The sequence below is a fragment of the Streptomyces sp. 3214.6 genome (assembly GCF_900129855.1).
GTDB classification, from domain to species: domain Bacteria; phylum Actinomycetota; class Actinomycetes; order Streptomycetales; family Streptomycetaceae; genus Streptomyces; species Streptomyces soliscabiei.
Window position 1 is genome coordinate 1,194,628 of record NZ_LT670819.1, and the last position, 17,369, is coordinate 1,211,996.

17 protein-coding genes are annotated in these 17,369 nt (G+C 71.4%); 5 read left to right on the plus strand and 12 right to left on the minus strand.

Annotated features, from left to right (window positions below; all coding sequences use genetic code 11):
- Nucleotides 1-19: 19 nt before the first annotated feature.
- Genes B5557_RS05345 through B5557_RS05360 form a run of 4 tightly spaced genes read right to left on the minus strand, consistent with a single transcriptional unit; the run spans nucleotide 20 to nucleotide 3,640 of the window.
- Nucleotides 20-772 carry an SDR family NAD(P)-dependent oxidoreductase gene (locus tag B5557_RS05345; protein WP_079658027.1) on the minus strand — a complete coding sequence of 251 codons (753 nt, stop codon included), beginning with the start codon at nucleotides 770-772 and terminating at the stop codon, nucleotides 20-22.
- Complete coding sequence (locus B5557_RS05350) at nucleotides 772-1,284, minus strand: nuclear transport factor 2 family protein (protein WP_079658028.1); 513 nt, start codon at nucleotides 1,282-1,284, stop codon at nucleotides 772-774. Before B5557_RS05350 ends, B5557_RS05345 begins: the two co-directional genes overlap by 1 nt.
- Nucleotides 1,281-2,495, minus strand: a complete 1,215-nt coding sequence (locus B5557_RS05355; protein WP_079658029.1) for an acyl-CoA dehydrogenase family protein — start codon at nucleotides 2,493-2,495, stop codon at nucleotides 1,281-1,283. The genes B5557_RS05350 and B5557_RS05355 overlap by 4 nt, the downstream gene beginning before the upstream one ends.
- Nucleotides 2,496-2,515: 20 nt before the next feature.
- On the minus strand, nucleotides 2,516-3,640 hold the full coding sequence (locus B5557_RS05360; protein WP_079658030.1) for an acyl-CoA dehydrogenase family protein: 1,125 nt from the start codon (nucleotides 3,638-3,640) through the stop codon (nucleotides 2,516-2,518).
- A gap of 108 nt (nucleotides 3,641-3,748) precedes the next feature.
- On the opposite strand from B5557_RS05360, the gene B5557_RS05365 reads away from it, so the two are divergent.
- Both B5557_RS05365 and B5557_RS05370 read left to right on the plus strand, forming a co-directional pair.
- On the plus strand, nucleotides 3,749-4,570 hold the full coding sequence (locus B5557_RS05365; RefSeq protein ID WP_079658031.1) for an enoyl-CoA hydratase/isomerase family protein: 822 nt from the start codon (nucleotides 3,749-3,751) through the stop codon (nucleotides 4,568-4,570).
- Nucleotides 4,571-4,613: 43 nt separating this feature from the next.
- Nucleotides 4,614-5,114, plus strand: a complete 501-nt coding sequence (locus tag B5557_RS05370; protein ID WP_079658032.1) for a MaoC family dehydratase — start codon at nucleotides 4,614-4,616, stop codon at nucleotides 5,112-5,114.
- Here B5557_RS05370 and B5557_RS05375 read toward each other — a convergent pair.
- Complete coding sequence (locus B5557_RS05375; RefSeq protein ID WP_079658033.1) at nucleotides 5,093-6,493, minus strand: family 1 glycosylhydrolase; 1,401 nt, start codon at nucleotides 6,491-6,493, stop codon at nucleotides 5,093-5,095. The two genes, B5557_RS05370 and B5557_RS05375, sit on opposite strands and share 22 nt — an antisense overlap.
- A 127-nt stretch (nucleotides 6,494-6,620) precedes the next feature.
- Entirely contained in the window at nucleotides 6,621-7,487 is an 867-nt protein-coding gene (locus tag B5557_RS05380; RefSeq protein ID WP_079658034.1) for a crotonase/enoyl-CoA hydratase family protein, read from the minus strand.
- A 136-nt stretch (nucleotides 7,488-7,623) separates the two neighbouring features.
- On the opposite strand from B5557_RS05380, the gene B5557_RS05385 reads away from it, so the two are divergent.
- Genes B5557_RS05385 through B5557_RS05395 form a run of 3 tightly spaced genes read left to right on the plus strand, consistent with a single transcriptional unit; the run spans nucleotide 7,624 to nucleotide 10,572 of the window.
- Complete coding sequence (locus B5557_RS05385; RefSeq protein ID WP_231976262.1) at nucleotides 7,624-8,391, plus strand: enoyl-CoA hydratase/isomerase family protein; 768 nt, start codon at nucleotides 7,624-7,626, stop codon at nucleotides 8,389-8,391.
- Nucleotides 8,392-8,410: 19 nt separating this feature from the next.
- Nucleotides 8,411-9,553 carry an acyl-CoA dehydrogenase family protein gene (locus B5557_RS05390; RefSeq protein ID WP_079658036.1) on the plus strand — a complete coding sequence of 381 codons (1,143 nt, stop codon included), beginning with the start codon at nucleotides 8,411-8,413 and terminating at the stop codon, nucleotides 9,551-9,553.
- Complete coding sequence (locus B5557_RS05395) at nucleotides 9,550-10,572, plus strand: LLM class F420-dependent oxidoreductase (RefSeq protein WP_079658037.1); 1,023 nt, start codon at nucleotides 9,550-9,552, stop codon at nucleotides 10,570-10,572. The genes B5557_RS05390 and B5557_RS05395 overlap by 4 nt, the downstream gene beginning before the upstream one ends.
- Before the next feature lie 68 nt (nucleotides 10,573-10,640).
- Here B5557_RS05395 and B5557_RS05400 read toward each other — a convergent pair whose 3' ends face one another.
- The 6 genes from B5557_RS05400 to B5557_RS05425 all read right to left on the minus strand — a co-directional run bounded on the left by B5557_RS05400 (nucleotide 10,641) and on the right by B5557_RS05425 (nucleotide 17,294).
- On the minus strand, nucleotides 10,641-11,390 hold the full coding sequence (locus tag B5557_RS05400) for a FadR/GntR family transcriptional regulator (protein ID WP_231976263.1): 750 nt from the start codon (nucleotides 11,388-11,390) through the stop codon (nucleotides 10,641-10,643).
- Nucleotides 11,391-11,407: 17 nt separating this feature from the next.
- Entirely contained in the window at nucleotides 11,408-11,809 is a 402-nt protein-coding gene (locus tag B5557_RS05405; RefSeq protein WP_079658038.1) for a Zn-ribbon domain-containing OB-fold protein, read from the minus strand.
- Nucleotides 11,806-12,960 carry a thiolase family protein gene (locus tag B5557_RS05410; protein ID WP_231976264.1) on the minus strand — a complete coding sequence of 385 codons (1,155 nt, stop codon included), beginning with the start codon at nucleotides 12,958-12,960 and terminating at the stop codon, nucleotides 11,806-11,808. The genes B5557_RS05405 and B5557_RS05410 overlap by 4 nt, the downstream gene beginning before the upstream one ends.
- Before the next feature lie 4 nt (nucleotides 12,961-12,964).
- On the minus strand, nucleotides 12,965-14,539 hold the full coding sequence (locus tag B5557_RS05415; RefSeq protein WP_079658039.1) for an AMP-binding protein: 1,575 nt from the start codon (nucleotides 14,537-14,539) through the stop codon (nucleotides 12,965-12,967).
- 25 nt (nucleotides 14,540-14,564) lie between these two features.
- The gene (locus B5557_RS05420; protein ID WP_079658040.1) at nucleotides 14,565-16,055 is read right to left on the minus strand and encodes an aldehyde dehydrogenase family protein; all 1,491 of its coding nucleotides are present in this window, start codon (nucleotides 16,053-16,055) and stop codon (nucleotides 14,565-14,567) included.
- 96 nt (nucleotides 16,056-16,151) lie between these two features.
- Nucleotides 16,152-17,294 carry an acyl-CoA dehydrogenase family protein gene (locus B5557_RS05425; RefSeq protein WP_079658041.1) on the minus strand — a complete coding sequence of 381 codons (1,143 nt, stop codon included), beginning with the start codon at nucleotides 17,292-17,294 and terminating at the stop codon, nucleotides 16,152-16,154.
- Nucleotides 17,295-17,369 lie beyond the last annotated feature (75 nt).

Here is a 17,369-nt window from a genome sequence, read left to right on the forward strand (position 1 = left end):
GCCGGACGGGCCGGGTTTCTCAGCTCGGCGTCCGGCCGCCCTCCAGCATCAGGGTCGCGCCGGTCAGGTAGGCCATGTCGTCGCTGACGAGTGCGGCCACCGCGCGGCCGATGTCCGCCTCCGGGTCGCCCATCCTGCCCAGGGGGATGCCGGCGAGCACGCTCTCGGCCTTGTCCGGGTGGGCCGCGAAGAACGCCTCCGCCGCCGGGCTCAGCGCGGCCGGGCAGACCACGTTGACCCGGATCCCGTACGCGCCCCACTCCCGCGCGGCGACCCTCGTCAGGCCCCGGACGGCCTCCTTGGCCATCGCGTACGCCCCGAAGCCCGCCTCGCCCTGCACCGCGGCCGACGAACCGAGACTGACCACGCTGCCGCGACTCGCCTTCAGATGGGGCAGGGCCGACCGCATCGCGTGGAAGGCCGCCAACGGGCCGCTGCGGTAGGCGAGTTCGACATCGTCGTACGACGTCTGCTCCAGCGGGCGCTGCACCGAGCTCTGGGCGTTGTTGACCAGCACGTCCAGCCGGCCGAACTCCCGTACCGTCTCGGCCACCATGCGGTCCACGTCGTCCCGTTCGCCGACGTCGCCGACCACGGTGTACGCCCGTCCGCCGCGCGCGGCGATCTCCGCGGCCGTTTCCCTGAGCTTTCCCTCGGTACGGCCCGTGATCACCACCGCCGCCCCCTCCGCCGCCAGCGCGAGCGCGATTCCGCGGCCGACGCCCTGCCCGCCGCCGGTGACCAGGGCCACCTTCCCCGACAACCGTTGCATCACGTCTCCTTCCAGAAAGGTCCCCACGACGGGAAGGCTTCGGGCAGCGCGGGTTCTCCGGCTCCCTCCCAGGAGCCGAATCCCACGGCCTGGGGGCGCTCGGTCACGTCGGCGGCGTACCAGTGCTGCTCTCGGCGCCGAGAGAAGTACCATTCGCCGTCCACGCGCGCGTACTCGTCGAGGTAGCGGATGGCCATGACGATCCACCGCTCCCCCACCTCGTGCTCGGCACGGCAGTAGACGGATCCGGTGGCCGTGTCGCGGCCGGTGAACTCGACGCGGTGGCCGCAGATCTGGTGGACCGATCGGTGAAAGCCCCTGACGAGCGGGTCGATGTGCGCCCGCAGCGCCTCCCGGCCGCGACCGTGGCGGCCCATGTCGACGTCCGGCCGGAAGCAGGCGGTCCAGGCGTCGAGGTCGCGGCTGTCCACGGCGAGCGCGTAGCGGACCGGCAGTTGCTGGATGGCCAGGTGCGACTCGACGCGGTCGAGGCGTTCCTCCGGCGACGTCACGGCCGGGGCTCCTTCGGCAGACCGAGGACCTGCTCCCCGATGATGTTGCGCTGGATTTCGCTGGATCCGCCGTAGATCGTCTCCGCCAGGGAGAGCAGGAACGAGCGCTGCCGGGTGTCCAGGCCGTAGTCCTCACCGACGATCTGACCGGCGGGACCCGCCAACTCCTGGGCCAGGTGGCCAAGTTGCTGGTGGCGTGTCGAGGCGTACAGCTTGGCCGTGGTGGCCTGGGCGCCCGGGGTGCGGCCCGCGGTCAGTTCGGCGATCGTGCGGAGGTTGGTGGTGCGCATGATGCGTACGGAGATCCAGGCGTCGACGATGCGACGGCGCAGCATCGGATCGTCGAGCGCGCCTCGTTCCCGGGCCAGGTCGATCAGCGCCTCGGCCTCCCGCTCGAAGGTGAGCTGCTGCGGCAGGAGCGTCGTGCCGCGTTCGATGCCGAGGGTGGTCATCGCGGTGCGCCAGCCCTGTCCGACCTCGCCCACGACCATGTCCGCGCCGGTGCGCGCGTCGGAGAGGAACACCTCGGCGAACTCGTCCTGGCCGGCGAGGTTGCGGATGGGGCGGATCTCCACTCCCGGCTGGTCCGTGGGCAGGAGCAGCATGGTCAGGCCCTTGTGCCGGACGGAGTCCGGATCGGTGCGGGTGAGGAGGTAGAGCCAGTCGGCGTGGACGCCGAAGGACGTCCACACCTTCTGGCCGTTGACCACCCACTCTCCCCCACTCTCGGCTCCGCTCGAGCGGGAGGTGCCGCCACCCGTCCGCTCGGCCCGGGTGCGCACCGACGCCAGGTCGGAGCCCGCGCCGGGCTCGCTGAAGCCCTGGCCCCACAATTCCTCGACGGCGAGGATCGGCGGCAGGAAGCGCTTCTTCTGCTCCTCGCTGCCCGTCTTGAGCAGCATGGGGCCGAGCAGGTCGAGGGCGTTGCCGGTAGCCCGGTAGGGGGCGTTCACGCGGGCGTATTCGTACTCGAAGACGATCTCCTCGAGGAGTCCGAGCCCGCGTCCGCCGTACTCCTCGGGCCAGGCGATGCCCAACCAGTGGCCCGCGGACAGTTCGCGGTCCCAGGCAAGGCGGACGTCCCAGGCCGCGCCGTCGGTGGGGCCGCCCACACCCCTGTGTTCGGCGAACTCCCCCACCAGGTGGTCCGTCAGCCAGTCCCGCAGTTCGTCGCGGAAGTCGCGTACGGCGGGCCCGAATTCCAGCTCCATGTCTGCCTCTCCCTGGGGTCTCAGATGCCGAGCCGGGCGGCGAGCAGCTCCCGGTGGTACGACGGTGTGCCCAGCAGCACCTCGGAGCTCTTGGCCCGCTTGAAGTACAGGTGCGCGGGGTGCTCCCAGGTGAAGCCGATCCCGCCGTGGACCTGGATGCTGTCGCCGGTGACCTTGGTGAAGGCCTCCGAGCAGAAGGCCTGGGCCAGCGCCGCCGCGACGGCGATCTCCGTCTCGTCGCCGGCGGCCAGCGCCCACAGTCCCGCGTACGCGGCGGAGCGGGCGGACTCGATCTCCACCAGCATGTCGGCGCACTTGTGCTTGACGCCCTGGAAGGAGCCGATGGGCCGCCCGTACTGCATCCGGATCCTGGCGTAGTCCACGGCGGCCTCCAGTGCGGCGGACGCTCCGCCGACCTGTTCGGCGGCGAGCAGGACGGAGGCGGCGGCGAGGGCGCGTCGCAGAGCGGGCCATGCCGTGCCCTCGGTGCCGAGCAGGCGGGCGGGGGTGTCCGTGAACTCCAGCCGGGCCTGTTTGCGGGTCTCGTCGAGGGTGGGCAGGGGGGTGCGGGTGAGGCCCGGTGCGCCCGCGGCGTCGACCGCGAAGAGGCTGATGCCGGCGGGGGCGCGGGCGGCGACCAGGAGCAGGTCGGCCAGGTGTCCGTCGGGGACGTAGGTCTTCGTGCCGGTCAGGCGCCAGCCGGCGGTGGGGTCGTCGCTCGCGGTGAGCCGGACGCCGGGCTCGTCCCAGCGGCCGTCGTCCTCGGTCAGCGCAAGGGTGGCCACCGTCTCGCCGGACGCGATGCCCGGCAGGAGGTCGCGTCGGGCCTGCTCGTCGTCGCAGCGCAGCAGGGCCTCGGCGGCCAGGGCGACGGTGGCGAAGTACGGCCCGCACAGCAGTGCGCGGCCCGCTTCCTCGAAGACGATGCCGAGATCGACGTAGCCGAAACCGGAGCCGCCGTACTCCTCGGGCACGGCCAGCCCCTGCAGGCCGAGCTCACCGGCCATCCGCCGCCAGATGAAGGCGTCATGGCCCTGCCGGTCGGCGGCCAGACGGCGCACGGCCGCCTCGTCGGAGTACTTGGCCAGGAAGGACCGTACGACCTTGCGCAGCTCGTCCTGTTCCTGGCTGAAGGTGAGATCCATGCCGAGCTTCCCGTCCTCGGTGCGGCACCTGTGCCGGTCGCTTGCCGCTCGCCTCTCGATACAGTTAGATAATTATAGTATCCGCACTGATTACGCCAGGAGCGCGACGTGACCGATCTCTACGCCCCGTTCACGAGCCTGACCTTCGAGCGGCCCGCGCCCGGCGTGCTGCGCGTCGTGCTCGACGCCCCGAACCTCAACGCGGTCGATCCACGGATGCACGGTGAACTGGCCGACATCTGGCCGGTGATCGACCGGGACGAACAGACCCGGGCGGTGCTGGTCCAGGGGGCGGGCCGGGCGTTCTCGGCGGGCGGGACCTTCGACTCCATCGAGGCCATGACCGGGGACTACGCGGTGCGCGCCCGGGTGATGCGCGAGGCACGGGACATGGTCCACGGCGTGATCAACTGCTCGAAGCCGGTGGTCTCCGCGATCCACGGTCCGGCGGTCGGCGCCGGGCTGGTGATCGGCATGCTCGCGGACATCTCCGTGGCCGCCCGCACGGCGAAGATCGTCGACGGGCACACCCGTCTCGGGGTCGCGGCCGGCGATCACGCGGCCATCTGCTGGCCGCTGCTGTGCGGCATGGCCAAGGCCAAGTACTACCTGCTGACCTGTGAGGCGCTCACCGGCGAGGAGGCCGAGCGGATCGGGCTGGTGTCGAAGTGCGTGGCCGACGAGGAGGTGCACGCCGAGGCGCTGCGCGTGGCGACGGTCCTGGCCGCGGGGCCCGCCAGCGCCCTCAGCTGGACCAAGCGGTCCCTCAACCACTGGTACCGCACCGCGCAGCCGATCTTCGAGGCCTCGCTCGGCCTGGAGTTCTTCGGGTTCGGCGGGCACGAGGTCACGGAAGGTCTCGCCGCCCACCGGGACAAGCGCGCCCCCGACTTCGAGGGCGTGGCCGCCAAGCACCCCCTCGACCTGTGAACGCCGTGCACCCCACGGCCCCCGCATCAGAGAGGAACGCACGATGACCGCGCAGCACACGACGACCGAAGTACCCCCGCTGGTCAGGGGGTTGACGTACGAGGAGATGCCGGTCGGGCAGGTCTTCCGGACCGCCCGCCGGACCGTCACCGAGACCGACCTGGTCAACTTCGTCACCTGGGGCGGCTTCACCGAGCCGCTCTTCTGGGACGCCACGCACGCCGCGGAGGGCGGGTACACCGGCCGGCTGGTCCCAGGTGGCCTGACGTACTGCCTCGCCGAAGGACTCGTCCTCCAGACGAACGTGCTGCACGGCACGGGCCTCGCCTTCCTGCACATGGAGCTGACCGTGCGGGGGCCGGTGTACGTCGGCGACACGCTGTACGCCATCGTGGAGACGACCGGGTGCCGCCCCTCCAGCAAGCCCGGCCGGGGCGTGGTGACCAGCAGGATCACCGTGAGAAACCAGCGGGACGAGGACGTCCTGGTCTACTGTCCGGTGCGGCTGATCCGCGGCCTGGACTACGAGGCGCCGACGCCCTGACCCCGGGGCACGAGGGTCAGTCCGGCCCCCGGAGCGGCGGCGGGTGCGGCGGCGAGCGCTCCCGCGTGCAGCCAGTCGGACGGCATCGTGGGGCGCGGCGCGAGCTCGTGGTCCGGGACCGCCATCGCGTACAGACGGGTGTAGCGGAACTTGGCCTCCAGGTTGTCGAGGACCGACCAGTACTCGTAGCCGCACACGTCCACTCCGGCGGCGACGAGCCTCGCCAGCCAGGACAGCCGGGCCCGCAGCAGGGCCCGGCGCCGGGCGTCGTCGCTGTGTCCCGTGTCGTCGACCAGGTCCAGGTCGCCCATGCCGTTGTCGACGACGGACAGCGGTGGCAGCAGATCCCCGTACAGGTCGCACAGGCCGGCCACGGCGTCGGCGAGCCCTTCGGGGATGAGGGGCCAGCCGTACGCGGTCGTCTCCACGTCGTCGAAGGGGACGATCGCGAAGCCGAGGCCCATGAGCAGGCGGTTGACCTCGTTGAGGGCGCTGCGGCACTTCGTGGTCGACAGCACGCGCGGCAGGTTCTCCGGTGCGGTGACGCGGAACGGGGTGTGCCAGGACAGGCCCAGCAGGTCCTGGGCGGTGGCGATGACGTCCAGGTCGCCCGGGCGTACACAGCCGGTGGTCGCGACCGGGGCGACGTCCTCCTCGGTCACCATGTGCTCGCCGAGCAGCAGGGGGTCGAGGAAGATGCGGTTGGTCCAGCTCTCCAGGCGTTCCAGGGCGAGGCGGTCGTAGGGGTCGTCGGTGGCCGTGTAGCCGCCGACGAGGGTCACCGTCGTGCCGATGCGGCCCCTGATGCCGGCGGCCCCGAGGGCCTGGGTGGCGAGCCCGTTGGCGAGCAGGATGTGGTGGACCGCCGGCAGCCCGGCCCGGCCGGCGCCCCGGCCCGGTGAGTACATTCCGGCCACATGGTCGGCGAGCGTGGGGCCGGCCAGGTCGGTGGAGGTGATCCAGCGTTCCACCCGGTCGCCGAAACGGCGGCCCAGCTCGGCGGCGTACGCGGCGAAGTGCTCGGCGGTGTCGCGGGCGAGCCAGCCGCGACCGGCGTCCAGCCACGGCGGCAGGGTGCGGTCGAACAGGGTGAGAGCGGGCCGTGTCCCCTGTGCGAGCAGGGCGTCGAGCGTGCGCTCGCAGCGGTCCAGTGCCTCCCGGTCCCAGCTGCCGGGGCCGTCGGGCTGGAGCTGCGGCCAGCCGGCGACCATGCGGTGCATGTCGGCCGTGACGCCGAGCAGCTGCCGGATGTCGTCGGTCCACTGCCGGAAGTGTCCGCCGCGCTCGGGCGGGGGCGGCGGCGGGGCCGCGATGGTGTCCGCGGTGGCGACCCCCCAGTCGACACCGCGCAGGGATTCGTGCAGGAAACCATCGCTCATGGTTACCGTCCAGGCGGCTAATGGTTCAGCGCATTCAACTGAATGCCCGCCGACCGGACGCTAACACTTCAGGCAAACGACGACAATGTTTCGGCCGGATGTCCCCGACCTGTCCCCCGAAGGGGCCCTACTCGCCGAAGGGGCGGAACTCCTCCTCGTGCCACCAGGGGTAGACGGGCGGCATGTCCTTGCTGACCCGGCCCGGGAAGACGGGTGGCCGCTTGCCGAGGAACGACTCGACGCCCTCCACCGGATCCGGGCCGCCGCCGATCTGGCTCATGATCCGCGAGTCGAGCCGGTGGGCGGTCATCGGGTGGGGCTCTCCGAGCATCCGCCACATCATCTGGCGGGCGAGGGCGACCGATATCGCCGAGGTGTGCCCGGCGATCTCCCGGGCGAGTTCGTACGCCGTCGGCAGCAGCTCCTGCGGCGGGTGGACGGAGCGGACCAGACCGGCCTCCAGCGCCTCGCCCGGACCGAAGACACGGCCCGTGGCCACCCACTCCATGGCCCGCTGCATGCCGACCGCCCGCGGCAGGAACCAGCTCGCCGCCGACTCCGGGACGATGCCCCGGCGGGCGAAGACGAAGCCGAACTTCGCCGAGGTCGACGCCAGCCGAATGTCCATCGGCAGGGTCATGCTGGCCCCGACGCCCGCAGCCGGGCCGTTGATCGCCGCGATGACCGGCTTGGTGCTGGAGAAGATCCGCAGCGCCACCCGGCCGCCGGTGTCCCGGTGCCGGGCGCCCGCCCCGCGGTGATCGAAGGACGAGCCTCCGGAGCTGACGTCGGCGCCCGCACAGAAGCCGCGTCCGGCGCCGGTCACCACGATCACCCGTACCTCGTCGTCCGCGTCGGCGGCGCCCAGGACGTCGAGCAGGTCCTGCATCATCTGCGGGTTGAAGGCGTTGAGTTTCTCGGGCCGGTTGAGGGTGACGGTGAGGATCCGCTCCGCCACCTCGGCCCGCACGGTCTCGTACTCCTGCTCCGGCATGCGCGTCCTCCGTCATTCGCTGGCGTCACTCATGGGCGTCACTCATGGGCGTCACTCATGCAACCCGGTTTCCAGAAAGCTTAATTAGTTATAGCATTCAACTCTAATGACGCGCCCCTGAACGATGGTGGTGGAGATGGCGGATCTGGTGGTGACGGCTCTCGGGCCGGTCCGGCTGGTCGAGCTGAACCGGCCGGAGCAGCTGAACGCGATGAGCGAGGAGCTGCACACCGGTCTCATGTCGGTGTGGGACGAGGCCGTCGCCGACCCGGAGGCGCGGGTGATCGTGCTCACCGGGCGCGGCCGCGCGTTCAGCGCCGGCGGCAACCTCGGCACCATGACCCGGGTCCAGCGCGACAGGGCCTTCCGGGAACGGCAGGTCGACGAGGCCCGCGGCATCATCACGGGCCTGCTCCGCTGCCCGCTCCCGGTGATCGCGGCCGTCAACGGCCCCGCCGTCGGCCTCGGTTGCAGCCTGGCCCTGCTCAGCGACCTCGTACTGATCGCCGACGACGCCTACATCGCCGACCCGCACGTCCAGGTCGGACTCGTCGCCGGTGACGGCGGCGCGTTCGTCCTGCCGCTGCTCGTGGGGCTGACCCGGGCGAAGGAGCTGCTGTTCCTGGGCGACCGGGTGAGCGCCGAGGACGCGGTCCGGCTGGGCATCGCCAACCGCGCCGTGCCCGGGGACAAGCTCATGGACGAGGCCATGGACCTGGCCCGACGGCTGGCCGCCCTGCCGGTGCAGGCGCTGCGCGAGACCAAGCGCGCGGTCAACCGGCATCTGGAGCAGGCCCTCGACACGGTGATGGAGCCGGCCCTGCTCGCCGAGCGGGACACCATGCACTCGGCGGAGCACATCGCCGCGGTCGAACGGATCACCGCGGCTCGCGGCCGCCGCTGAGCCGGAGAGGAGACACCGGATGGACTTCGCGTTCAGCGAGGAGCAGGAGGAACTGGGGCGCACCGTGCGGGCGTTCCTGGCGGACACCTCGCCCGAGTCCGAGGTGCGGCGGCTGATGGAGACCGCGGAGGGCTTCGACCGGGCGCTGTGGCGCCGGATGGGCACGGAGCTGGGTCTTCAGGGGCTGGCGGTGCCGGAGGAGTACGGCGGTGCCGGGTGCGGGCCGGTCGAAGTGGGCGTCGTCATGGAGGAGATGGGCCGGGCGCTGCTGTGCGCACCGTTCCTGTCCTCCGCGGTGCTCGCGACGACCACGCTGCTGCGCTGCGCCGACGAGGAGGCCCGTAAGCGCCTGCTGCCGGGCCTGGCCCGCGGCGAGCTCGTCGCCACGCTGGCCCTGACCGAGGACTGCGCCCGCTGGGACGCGCCGGGGGTGCAGCTCACCGCCCGTGAAACCGCCGGGAGCTGGGTGCTCGGCGGACACAAGACGTTCATCCTCGACGGCGCCACCGCCGATGTCGTCCTCACCGTGGCCCGTACCGACGACGGGATCGGCGTCTTCTGTGTGGACGGCGACGCGCCCGGACTGACCCGCACCCCCCTGCCCACCATGGACCCGACCCGCCGGCAGGCACGCCTCGACTACGACGACGTGCCGGCGACCCGGCTGCGGACGCACGGCGAGGGCTGGGATCTGGTCGCCGAGGTCCTCGACCGCAGTGCGGTCGCGCTGGCCGCCGAGCAGGTGGGGGTGGCCTCGCGTGCGCTCGACATGGCGGTTGAGTACGCCAAGGTGCGCCACCAGTTCGGGCGGCCCATCGGCTCCTTCCAGGCCGTCAAGCACCTCCTGGCCGACGTCCTGCTGGAGGTCGAGTCGGCGCGTGCCGCCGCGCACTACGCGCTGCTCGCCGCCGAGAACGGGGCCCCGGACCTGCCCGCCGTCGCGAGCCTGGCCAAGGCGTTCTGCTCCGACGCCTGTCTGCAGGCGACCGCGGAGAACATCCAGGTCCACGGCGGCATCGGCTTCACCTGGGAACACCCGGCCCACCTGTATCTGAAGCGGGCCAAGACATCACAGCTGCTGTTCGGCGACCCCGCGTACCATCGCGAACTGCTCGCACAGCGCATCGGGTTGGACATGGTCACGGTCGAGGGAGCGGCATGAAGGTCGACGGCAAACTCAATGTGTGGGGCACCGCCGAAGTGGTCGAGGAGGCGAAGCACCACGAGAAGGCCGGCTACGACGGTCTGTGGGCGTCGGAGTCCAAGCACGACCCCTTCCTGCCGCTGCTGCTCGCGGCCGAACACACCGACCGGCTGGAGGTCGGTACCGCCATCGCGGTGGCCTTCGCCCGCTCCCCCATGCAACTCGCGTACACGGCACACGACTTGCAGACGTATTCCGGCGGACGGTTCTCGCTGGGCCTCGGCAGCCAGATCAAGCCGCACATCGAGCGGCGGTTCTCGATGCCCTGGAGCCGGCCGGCGGCCCGCATGCGGGAGTACGTGAGCGCCCTGCACGCCATCTGGGCCGCCTGGAACGAGGGCGAACGGCTGAACTTCCGCGGCGACTTCTACTCGCACACCCTGATGTCGCCGTTCTTCTCTCCCCCTCCCGCGACCGGCGGGGCGCCCAAGGTGTTCGTGGCCGCCGTCGGGGAGGCGATGACGCGCGTTGCGGGCGAGGTGGCGGACGGGCTGCTCGCGCACGGCTTCACCACCGAGCGGTATCTGCGCGAGGTCACCCTGCCGACCGTCGGGGCCGGACTGGCGTCGTCGGCCCGCACGCGCGCCGACTTCTCCGTCTCCCATCTGCTGCTGACCGCGACCGGCCGGACGGAGGAGGAGATGGCCCGCGCGATCGACGGCACCCGCGGGCAGATCGCCTTCTACGGCAGCACGCCCGCCTACCGGGGGGTGCTGGAGCTGCACGGCTGGGGTGAACTCGGGGACGAGCTGCACGCGTTGTCGACATCTCGGCGCGAGGACAAATGGGAGGCGATGACCCGGCTCGTCGACGACGAGGTCCTGCACACCTTCGCCGTGGTGGCGGAGCCGGAGCGGGTGGCGGCCGAGATCCGGCGCCGGTACGGGTCGCTGGTCGACCGAGTGTCCTTCTACACCGCGTACGAGATCGACGCCGCGGTGTGGGAGCCGATCGTGCGGGAACTGCGCGACAGCTGACCGGTCGGCCGGGTGAACGGTCGGCCGGGTGAACGGTCGGCCGGGTGAACGGTTGGCCCGGTGACGGGTCAGCCGAGCAGGTCCAGGACCGTGGTCATGGACCTGCTCTGCAGCAGGTAGTCCTCGGCCTCCTGGAGGTGGACGCGCCACAGCTCCTCGGCGGCCTCGGTCCGGCGCGCGGCCACCAGCTCGACGAGCGCGCCGTGGGCGCGGAAGCCCCGGCGGTTGGCCCGGACGTTCTCCGGGCTGCCGGCGTCGAGGTCGACGTGGGACCAGTTCGCCTGGTCGATGATGTGGCGGACCATGCCGTTGAGGACGCCCAGCGTCTCGTTGCCGGCCAGTTCGACGACGAGGGCGTGGAACTCCATGTGGGCGCGGATGAACGCCGACGGATCGTCCATGAGCCGCTCCGCCCCGGCGACGGCGGCCCGCAGCCGCCGAAGGTCCTCGTCGGTGCGCCGCTCGGCCAGCAGCCCGGCGCACGGCGCCTCGATCACCGTACGGGCGTCGTACACGTCCTTGAGGGTCGTGCCGCGGTACTCCAGGACCACGCCCGCGTAGCGCGCTGCCACCGTGCCCTCCGGGACCTGCACCCGCGCCCCGCCCCGGGCGCCCCGGCGCACGGTGATCAGCGACTCCGACTCCAGCACGCGGAACGCCTCGCGCAGGGTCGGCCGGGAGACGGCGAACTCCTCCATGAGCGCCGTCTCGGACGGCAGCGCGTCGCCCTCGGTCAGTTCACCGCGCACGATCATCCGGCGCAGTCGTGCCGCCACCAGCTCGGCCATCTTGGGGACGCGTACCGGCGTGCTCGCCACGGCGCCCACCTCCGCCCTCAGTGAGTGTTCTCCGGTACGAAGTACGGCAGCGCGATCTCGTCGGTGAGGGCGCGGAAGTCCACGCGGACGCGCAGACCGATGACGACGTCGTCGGGGTCGCCGGCGTCCACGTGGGACAGCAGGGTGCCTCCGTCGTCGAGGTCGATCACGGCCAGCGCGAAGGGCGTGTCGAAGCCGGGGCCGGGTGCGCGGTGCACGACGGTCACCGAGTAGACGCTCCCCCGGCCCGCACTGGGCGCGTACCGCCAGTCCCGTGCCAGGCAGCCGGGGCAGGCGGGCTCGGGGACGAAGAAGCGCAGTCCGCAGGCCGGGCAGTGCGGGACGACGAGCTCGCCGCGCCGGGCGGCCTCCCAGAAGGGCCGGGACAGCTCGGTGGGGACGGGTACGGGCCGGCTCATCGCAGCCTCCCCAGCACGCTCATCTCGTAGTGCTGCGCTCCCGAGCCGGCGTTGCCGACGACCGCCAGTTCCGCGCCGTCGACCTGGTGCACGGCCGTGCCCCGCACCTGCCGTACGGCCTCCACGACTTTGAGCGTCATCTGCTGCGTCCCGTTCCAGGCGTACGACAGGCAGCCGCCGTCCGGGTTGACGGGATGCTTACCGCCGACGGCGATGGCGCCGCTCGCGGCCAGCGGCCCGCCCTCCCCCTCCCCGCACAGTCCGAGAATCTCCAACTGCCGGATGATCTCGAAGGAGTTGGGGTCATAGAGGGAGAAGACGTCCACGTCGTGCGGGCTCACGCCGGCCATCTCGTAGGCGCGGATGGCGGCGTCCCGGCCGAGCTGCCCGACCTCCCGGTGCAGGGCCGGGTTGGCGTACGCGGCCTGGTGGTACTCCATGCCGCCGCCGAGGACGGCGACGGGCGGATGCGGCAGGTCGCGGGCCCGTTCGGCGGTGGTGACCACGAGTGCGGCGCCGCCCTCGCCGACGATGCAGCAGTCCAGCAGATGGAAGGGTGTGGCCACCATCCGGGAGGCGAGAACGTCGTCGGCGGTGTACGGGCCACGCCCGTACATCATCGCCTCCGGGTTGGTGGTGCCGTTGTTGCGGATGGTGGCGGCGACCTCCGCGAGCTGGCGGGACGTCGTCCCGTACTCGTGCATGTGCCGGGCGGCGACCAGCGCGAACTGGGCGACGACATAGCTGCCCCACACATCGGCGAACTCCAGCGGCACTCCGGCCGCGACGGGGCCCGCGCCGCGCGAGACCAGCTTGCAGCCGCCGACCACGACGGTGTCCGCGAACCCGGCCCGCACGGCTGCCGCCGCCTTCAGCAGGCCCCGTGAGCCGGCGTTGTCGAGCATGGAGTCGCTGGTCCAGCGCAGGTCCCGGCCGAGCATGCGCGCCCAGGAGCTGCCCTCGCCGGGCACGCCGCCCGGGCCGGGCCAGTCGACCTGGGCCCCGTCGACGTCGGCCGGCGTCAGTGCGGCGTCCGCGATCGCGCCGGTCACCGCTTCGAGGGCGAGGTCCATGGCGTCGCGGTGCGGGAGGGACAGGGCCTGTTCCGTGGCGTGCACGCCCACGACGACGGGTTGTCGGCCGTTCATCATGACCTCACCGTCCGGCGCCGAGCGTGTCGCCGCCGGGATAGCCGCCCCCGCCGAAGCGCTCGTCGAGGGCCGGGTAGTCCTTGGCGAAGTCCTGCGTGCGCGGCAGCGCCTCGATGAACTCCACCGTCTTCGGCTTCTTGTACGAGGCGATCCGCGCCCGGCAGTGCTCGATGACGTCCGCCGCCGTGACCGGCCCGGCGCCTTGGTGCAGCACGACGACCGCTTTGACGTCCTGCGCCCAGCGCTCGTTGGGCACGCCGATCACGGCGGCCTCCTTGACCGCGGGGTGCGCTTCGATGCAGTTCTCGACCTCGGCCGGGAAGATGTTCTCGGCCGCCGACTTCAGCATGCGGGTCGTGGTCCCGAGGAAGCTGATCGTGCCGTCGCTCTCGCGCCGTCCGAGGTCGGTGGTGTGCCACCAGCCGAAGCGGAAGCGTTCCTCGTTGATCTCCGGCCGGTTCCAGTAGCCGAGGTGCACGAGGTCGCCGCGGACGCAGATCTCGCCGGCCACCCCGACCGGGCACTCCTCGCCGGCGCCGTCGAGGATGCGTACGGCGGTGGAGGGGCCCGGGCGTCCCGCGTTGCCGGTGCCGCTCCCGCCGTGGGCGCCGGTGACGGCGAAGCCGGTGACCTCGGTCTGCCCGTAGCCGCGGCCCTCGCCGCCGCCGTTGCGGGTGAAGCGGCTGGTGTCCGTGGGCACGGTGCCCTGCCACAGGGGTGCGGCGACGCTCGCCCGCAGGTGGGAGAGGTCGTGTCCGGCCTCGCGGTTCAGCGCGACGAGCTGGGCGATGGTCGGCGGCATCAGATAGGCGTGGGTGCACCGCTCCGCCGCCAGGAGCGGCAGCAGTTCCTCGGCGACCACGCGGCGCACGATCACGTTCTTGCCGCCGTGGACGAAGGCCGGAACGCCCCAGAACTGGTAGTTGCCGATGTGGAACATCGGTCCGGCGCCGAGGAAGGCGGTCTCGGTGCCGATGTCCCCCATCCAGGCGGCGCTCGCGCCCATCGCGAGGAGGTTGCGGTGCGAGAGCATCGAGCCGGACTGCCGGCCGGAGATCGCCGCGGTGTAGATGACCAGGAGCGCGGAGTCGGGATCGACGTCGGCGTCCGGCTCCTCGGCCGAGCCGGACGCCAGAAAGAACTCGTAGGAACCCGGGCCCTCGGTGTCGTGGCGGAGCCACAACGCGCGGTGGTCGTCGCCCAGTTCCGCCCGTGCCTTGCCGACCGTCTCGCCGATCTCCTCGTCCTGCCAGACGACGACGCGCGGGTCGAAGTCCTCGACGGCGAACGCCATTTCGGGGGCGGCCCAGCGCCAGTAGCCGGGACAGACCATGGCGCCGATCTTCGCGGCGGCGCCGAGCAGTTCCCAGATGCGGAAGGAGTTCTGGCCCAGCCACAGGATGCGGTCGCCGGGGCCGACCCCGGCGACCGTGAGGGCGTGCGCGAGTCGGTTGGTGCGCTCGTCCAGCTGCGGCCAGGTCAGCCGCACGTCGCCGTCGACGAGTGCGACGCCGTGGGGATACGACCTGCGGTGTTCACGGATGATGTCGCCGAACGTCAGACGGCGGGCGCGATGCATGGTGTTGGCTCCCAAGGCTTCGAAGTCAGACGCGGCCGACGCCTACGCCCTTGACGTTGATGAACTCGTCCAGTCCGGCCTTGCCGCCCTCCCGGCCGAAGCCGCTGATGCCCACTCCGCCGAACGGTGTGGCGGGCGAGGTGATCGGGTTCGGGCCGGGGTTGACGTAGACCGTCCCGGCCTTCAGGCGCGGCACCAGGCGGTTGACGCGTGTGATGTCACGGGACTGGAGGTAGGCGGACAGTCCGTACTCGGTGTCGTTGGCGAGGGCGACGGCCTCGTCCTCCGTGTCGAACGGGGTGAGGGCGAGGACGGGGCCGAAGATCTCCCGCTGGGCGAGGTCGCTGCGGTTGTCGACGTCGGCGAAGACGGTCGGGGAGACGAAGTAGCCGTCGGAGTCGATGCGTTCGCCGCCGTGCACGAGTCGGCCCGCTCTTTCGTCGACCGCCTTGTCGATCACTTGCCGGACGCGGTCGCGGGCCGCTTCGTTGATCAGGGGCCCGATGTAGGTGGTCGGGTCGAGCGGGTCGCCCAGGGGCAGATGGGCGACGAACGCGACCACGCGCGCGACGACCTCGTCATAGACCGGGCGCTCCACCAGCAGCCGGGTGGGCAGTGCGCAGCCCTGGCCGGTGTTGCTCATGGCGAAGGCCGCGCAGTAAGGCACGACGGTGTCCAGGTCGGTGTCGGCGAAGAGCAGGTTGGCGGACTTGCCGCCCAGTTCGAAGACGACGGGTTTGAGGCTTCGGGCGGCGGTCGCCATGATGCGCCGCGCGGTGGCGGGCCCGCCGGTGAAGGAGATCTTGTCGACGCCGGGGTGTGTCACCAGGGCCTCGCCCGCGTCGCCAAGTCCGGTGACGACGTTGATCACGCCGTCGGGGATGCCCGCCTCACGGGCCAGGTCGGCGAAGAGCAGGGCGGAGAACGGTGTGGACTCGGCAGGCTTGATGACCACGGTGTTACCGGCGGCGAGCGACGGCGGGACCTTCATGGCCAGGGACAGCGCCGGTGAGTTCCAGGTGATGATGTGGCCGATGACGCCGTACGGCTCGGCGAGGGTGTACTCGACGTTCTCGTGCGGGCTGTAGGCAGCGCCGACCATGCCCTCGATCTTGTCGGCCCAGCCGGCGTAGTACTCGGTCCACTCGGCGATGTGCGATCCGACGCTCGAAGCCCAGCCGCCGATGCAGACGCCGTTCTCGAGCGGGCAGATCGCGGCGAAGTCCTCGATGTGCTCGCGGATGAGCTGGGCGAAGCGGGTGAGCAGACGGCGGCGCTCGGCGGGCCGCATGGCGCCCCACACCTCGAAGGCCTGGCGGGCGGCGGCCACGGCCTGGTCCACCTCGGCGGGCCCCGCGAGCGGGATGCGGGCCTGGACGAGTCCGGTCGCGGGGTTGATGTGCTCGTGCAGCCCGCCGCTCGCCTCGTGGAGGTCCTTGCCGCCGATGACGAGCCGGGGGCGCGGCAGGTCACGCTCGGCCCGTTCCTGGTGCAGCTTTACGTCGACCGTGACCACGGCGCCTCCTGGAGACCGCTGCCCATACCGTACAGCTTAAATAGATAACCTATTTAGCCGAACCAATCAATGCCCTGCAGCGATCCGCCGGCGCTCTCACAGCCCCAGCGACCGTCCGACGATCTCCTGCATGATCTCCGAGGTGCCGCCGAAGACCCGCTGCACCCGGCTGTCCCGCCAGATGCGGGCGATCTCGTACTCGTTGACGTAGCCGTAGCCGCCGAAGAGCTGCATGCAACGGTCGATGACCTCCCAGCCGGTCTCCGTGGTCCAGTACTTGGCCGCGGCGGCCTCCTCGGCCGTCAGCTCGCCCTGGAACAGGGCCATGATGCAGCCGTCCAGATAGACCCGGGCGACTCCCAGCTTGGCCTTGATGTCGCCGAGGGCGAACCGGTTGGCCTGGAACTCGCCGATGGGCCGGCCGAAGGCGGTGCGGTCCTTGGCGTACTGCAGCGCGCAGCTGAAGGCCCGCTCGGCGGAGGCGAGCGCGGCGACGGCGATGGCGAGCCGCTCGGTGGGGAGGTTGCCCATCATGTGGTAGAAGCCGCGACCCTCCTGCCCGATGAGGTTCTCGGCTGGGACGCGGACCTCGCGGAAGAAGAGTTCGGCGGTGTCCTGGGCCTTCATGCCGACCTTGTCGAGCTTGCGTCCGCGTTCGAAGCCCTCGGCGCCGCGCTCGACGACGATCAGGCTGATGCCCTTGTGCCCGGCGTCCGGGTCGGTCTTGCAGGCGACGATGACCAGGTCGGCCAGGATGCCGTTGGTGATGAAGGTCTTGGAGCCGTCGATCACCCACTCGTCACCGTCCCTGCGGGCGGTGGTGCGGATGCCCTTGAGGTCGGATCCGGCGGCCGGCTCGGACAGCGCGAGCGCGCAGACCGTCTCACCGGCGATGACACCGGGGAGCCAGCGGGCCTTCTGCTCCGGGGTGGTGAGGTGCATCAGATAGGGCGGGATGACGTCGTTCTGCAGGCCGAGCCCTATGCCGACCGAGCCGGTGGCCGCCATCTCCTCCGCCATGATGGCGTTGTAGCGGAAGTCCCAGATGCCCTGGCCGCCGTACTCCTCGGGGAACTGCCAGCCGATGAGTCCGGCCTTGCCCGCGGCCGCCCACGCGGCGCGGCCGACCTGCCCGTCGCGCTCCCACTCCTCGGTGTGCGGGGCGCATTCGCGCAGGTAGTAGGAGCGGGCGGTCCCCCGGAACAGTTCGTGCTCGTCGGTGAAGATCGTACGGCGCATGCTCGACTCCGCTCCTGGGTCTCACGTACTCTGCATCTCGCTTATTCAGTTGAAGTAGTTATACGATAGCGCTGT

Bases quoted from the DNA above. Each gene is read 5' to 3' on its own strand.
- B5557_RS05410 (WP_231976264.1), bottom strand. From the start codon at position 12,960: ATGATGAACGGCCGACAACCCGTCGTCGTGGGCGTGCACGCCACGGAA.
- B5557_RS05390 (WP_079658036.1), top strand. From the start codon at position 8,411: ATGGACTTCGCGTTCAGCGAGGAGCAGGAGGAACTGGGGCGCACCGTG.
- B5557_RS05355 (WP_079658029.1), bottom strand. From the start codon at position 2,495: ATGGAGCTGGAATTCGGGCCCGCCGTACGCGACTTCCGCGACGAACTG.
- B5557_RS05395 (WP_079658037.1), top strand. From the start codon at position 9,550: ATGAAGGTCGACGGCAAACTCAATGTGTGGGGCACCGCCGAAGTGGTC.
- B5557_RS05360 (WP_079658030.1), bottom strand. From the start codon at position 3,640: ATGGATCTCACCTTCAGCCAGGAACAGGACGAGCTGCGCAAGGTCGTA.
- B5557_RS05370 (WP_079658032.1), top strand. From the start codon at position 4,614: ATGACCGCGCAGCACACGACGACCGAAGTACCCCCGCTGGTCAGGGGG.
- B5557_RS05425 (WP_079658041.1), bottom strand. From the start codon at position 17,294: ATGCGCCGTACGATCTTCACCGACGAGCACGAACTGTTCCGGGGGACC.
- B5557_RS05375 (WP_079658033.1), bottom strand. From the start codon at position 6,493: ATGAGCGATGGTTTCCTGCACGAATCCCTGCGCGGTGTCGACTGGGGG.
- B5557_RS05345 (WP_079658027.1), bottom strand. From the start codon at position 772: ATGCAACGGTTGTCGGGGAAGGTGGCCCTGGTCACCGGCGGCGGGCAG.
- B5557_RS05385 (WP_231976262.1), top strand. From the start codon at position 7,624: ATGGCGGATCTGGTGGTGACGGCTCTCGGGCCGGTCCGGCTGGTCGAG.
- B5557_RS05380 (WP_079658034.1), bottom strand. From the start codon at position 7,487: ATGCCGGAGCAGGAGTACGAGACCGTGCGGGCCGAGGTGGCGGAGCGG.
- B5557_RS05415 (WP_079658039.1), bottom strand. From the start codon at position 14,539: ATGCATCGCGCCCGCCGTCTGACGTTCGGCGACATCATCCGTGAACAC.
- B5557_RS05405 (WP_079658038.1), bottom strand. From the start codon at position 11,809: ATGAGCCGGCCCGTACCCGTCCCCACCGAGCTGTCCCGGCCCTTCTGG.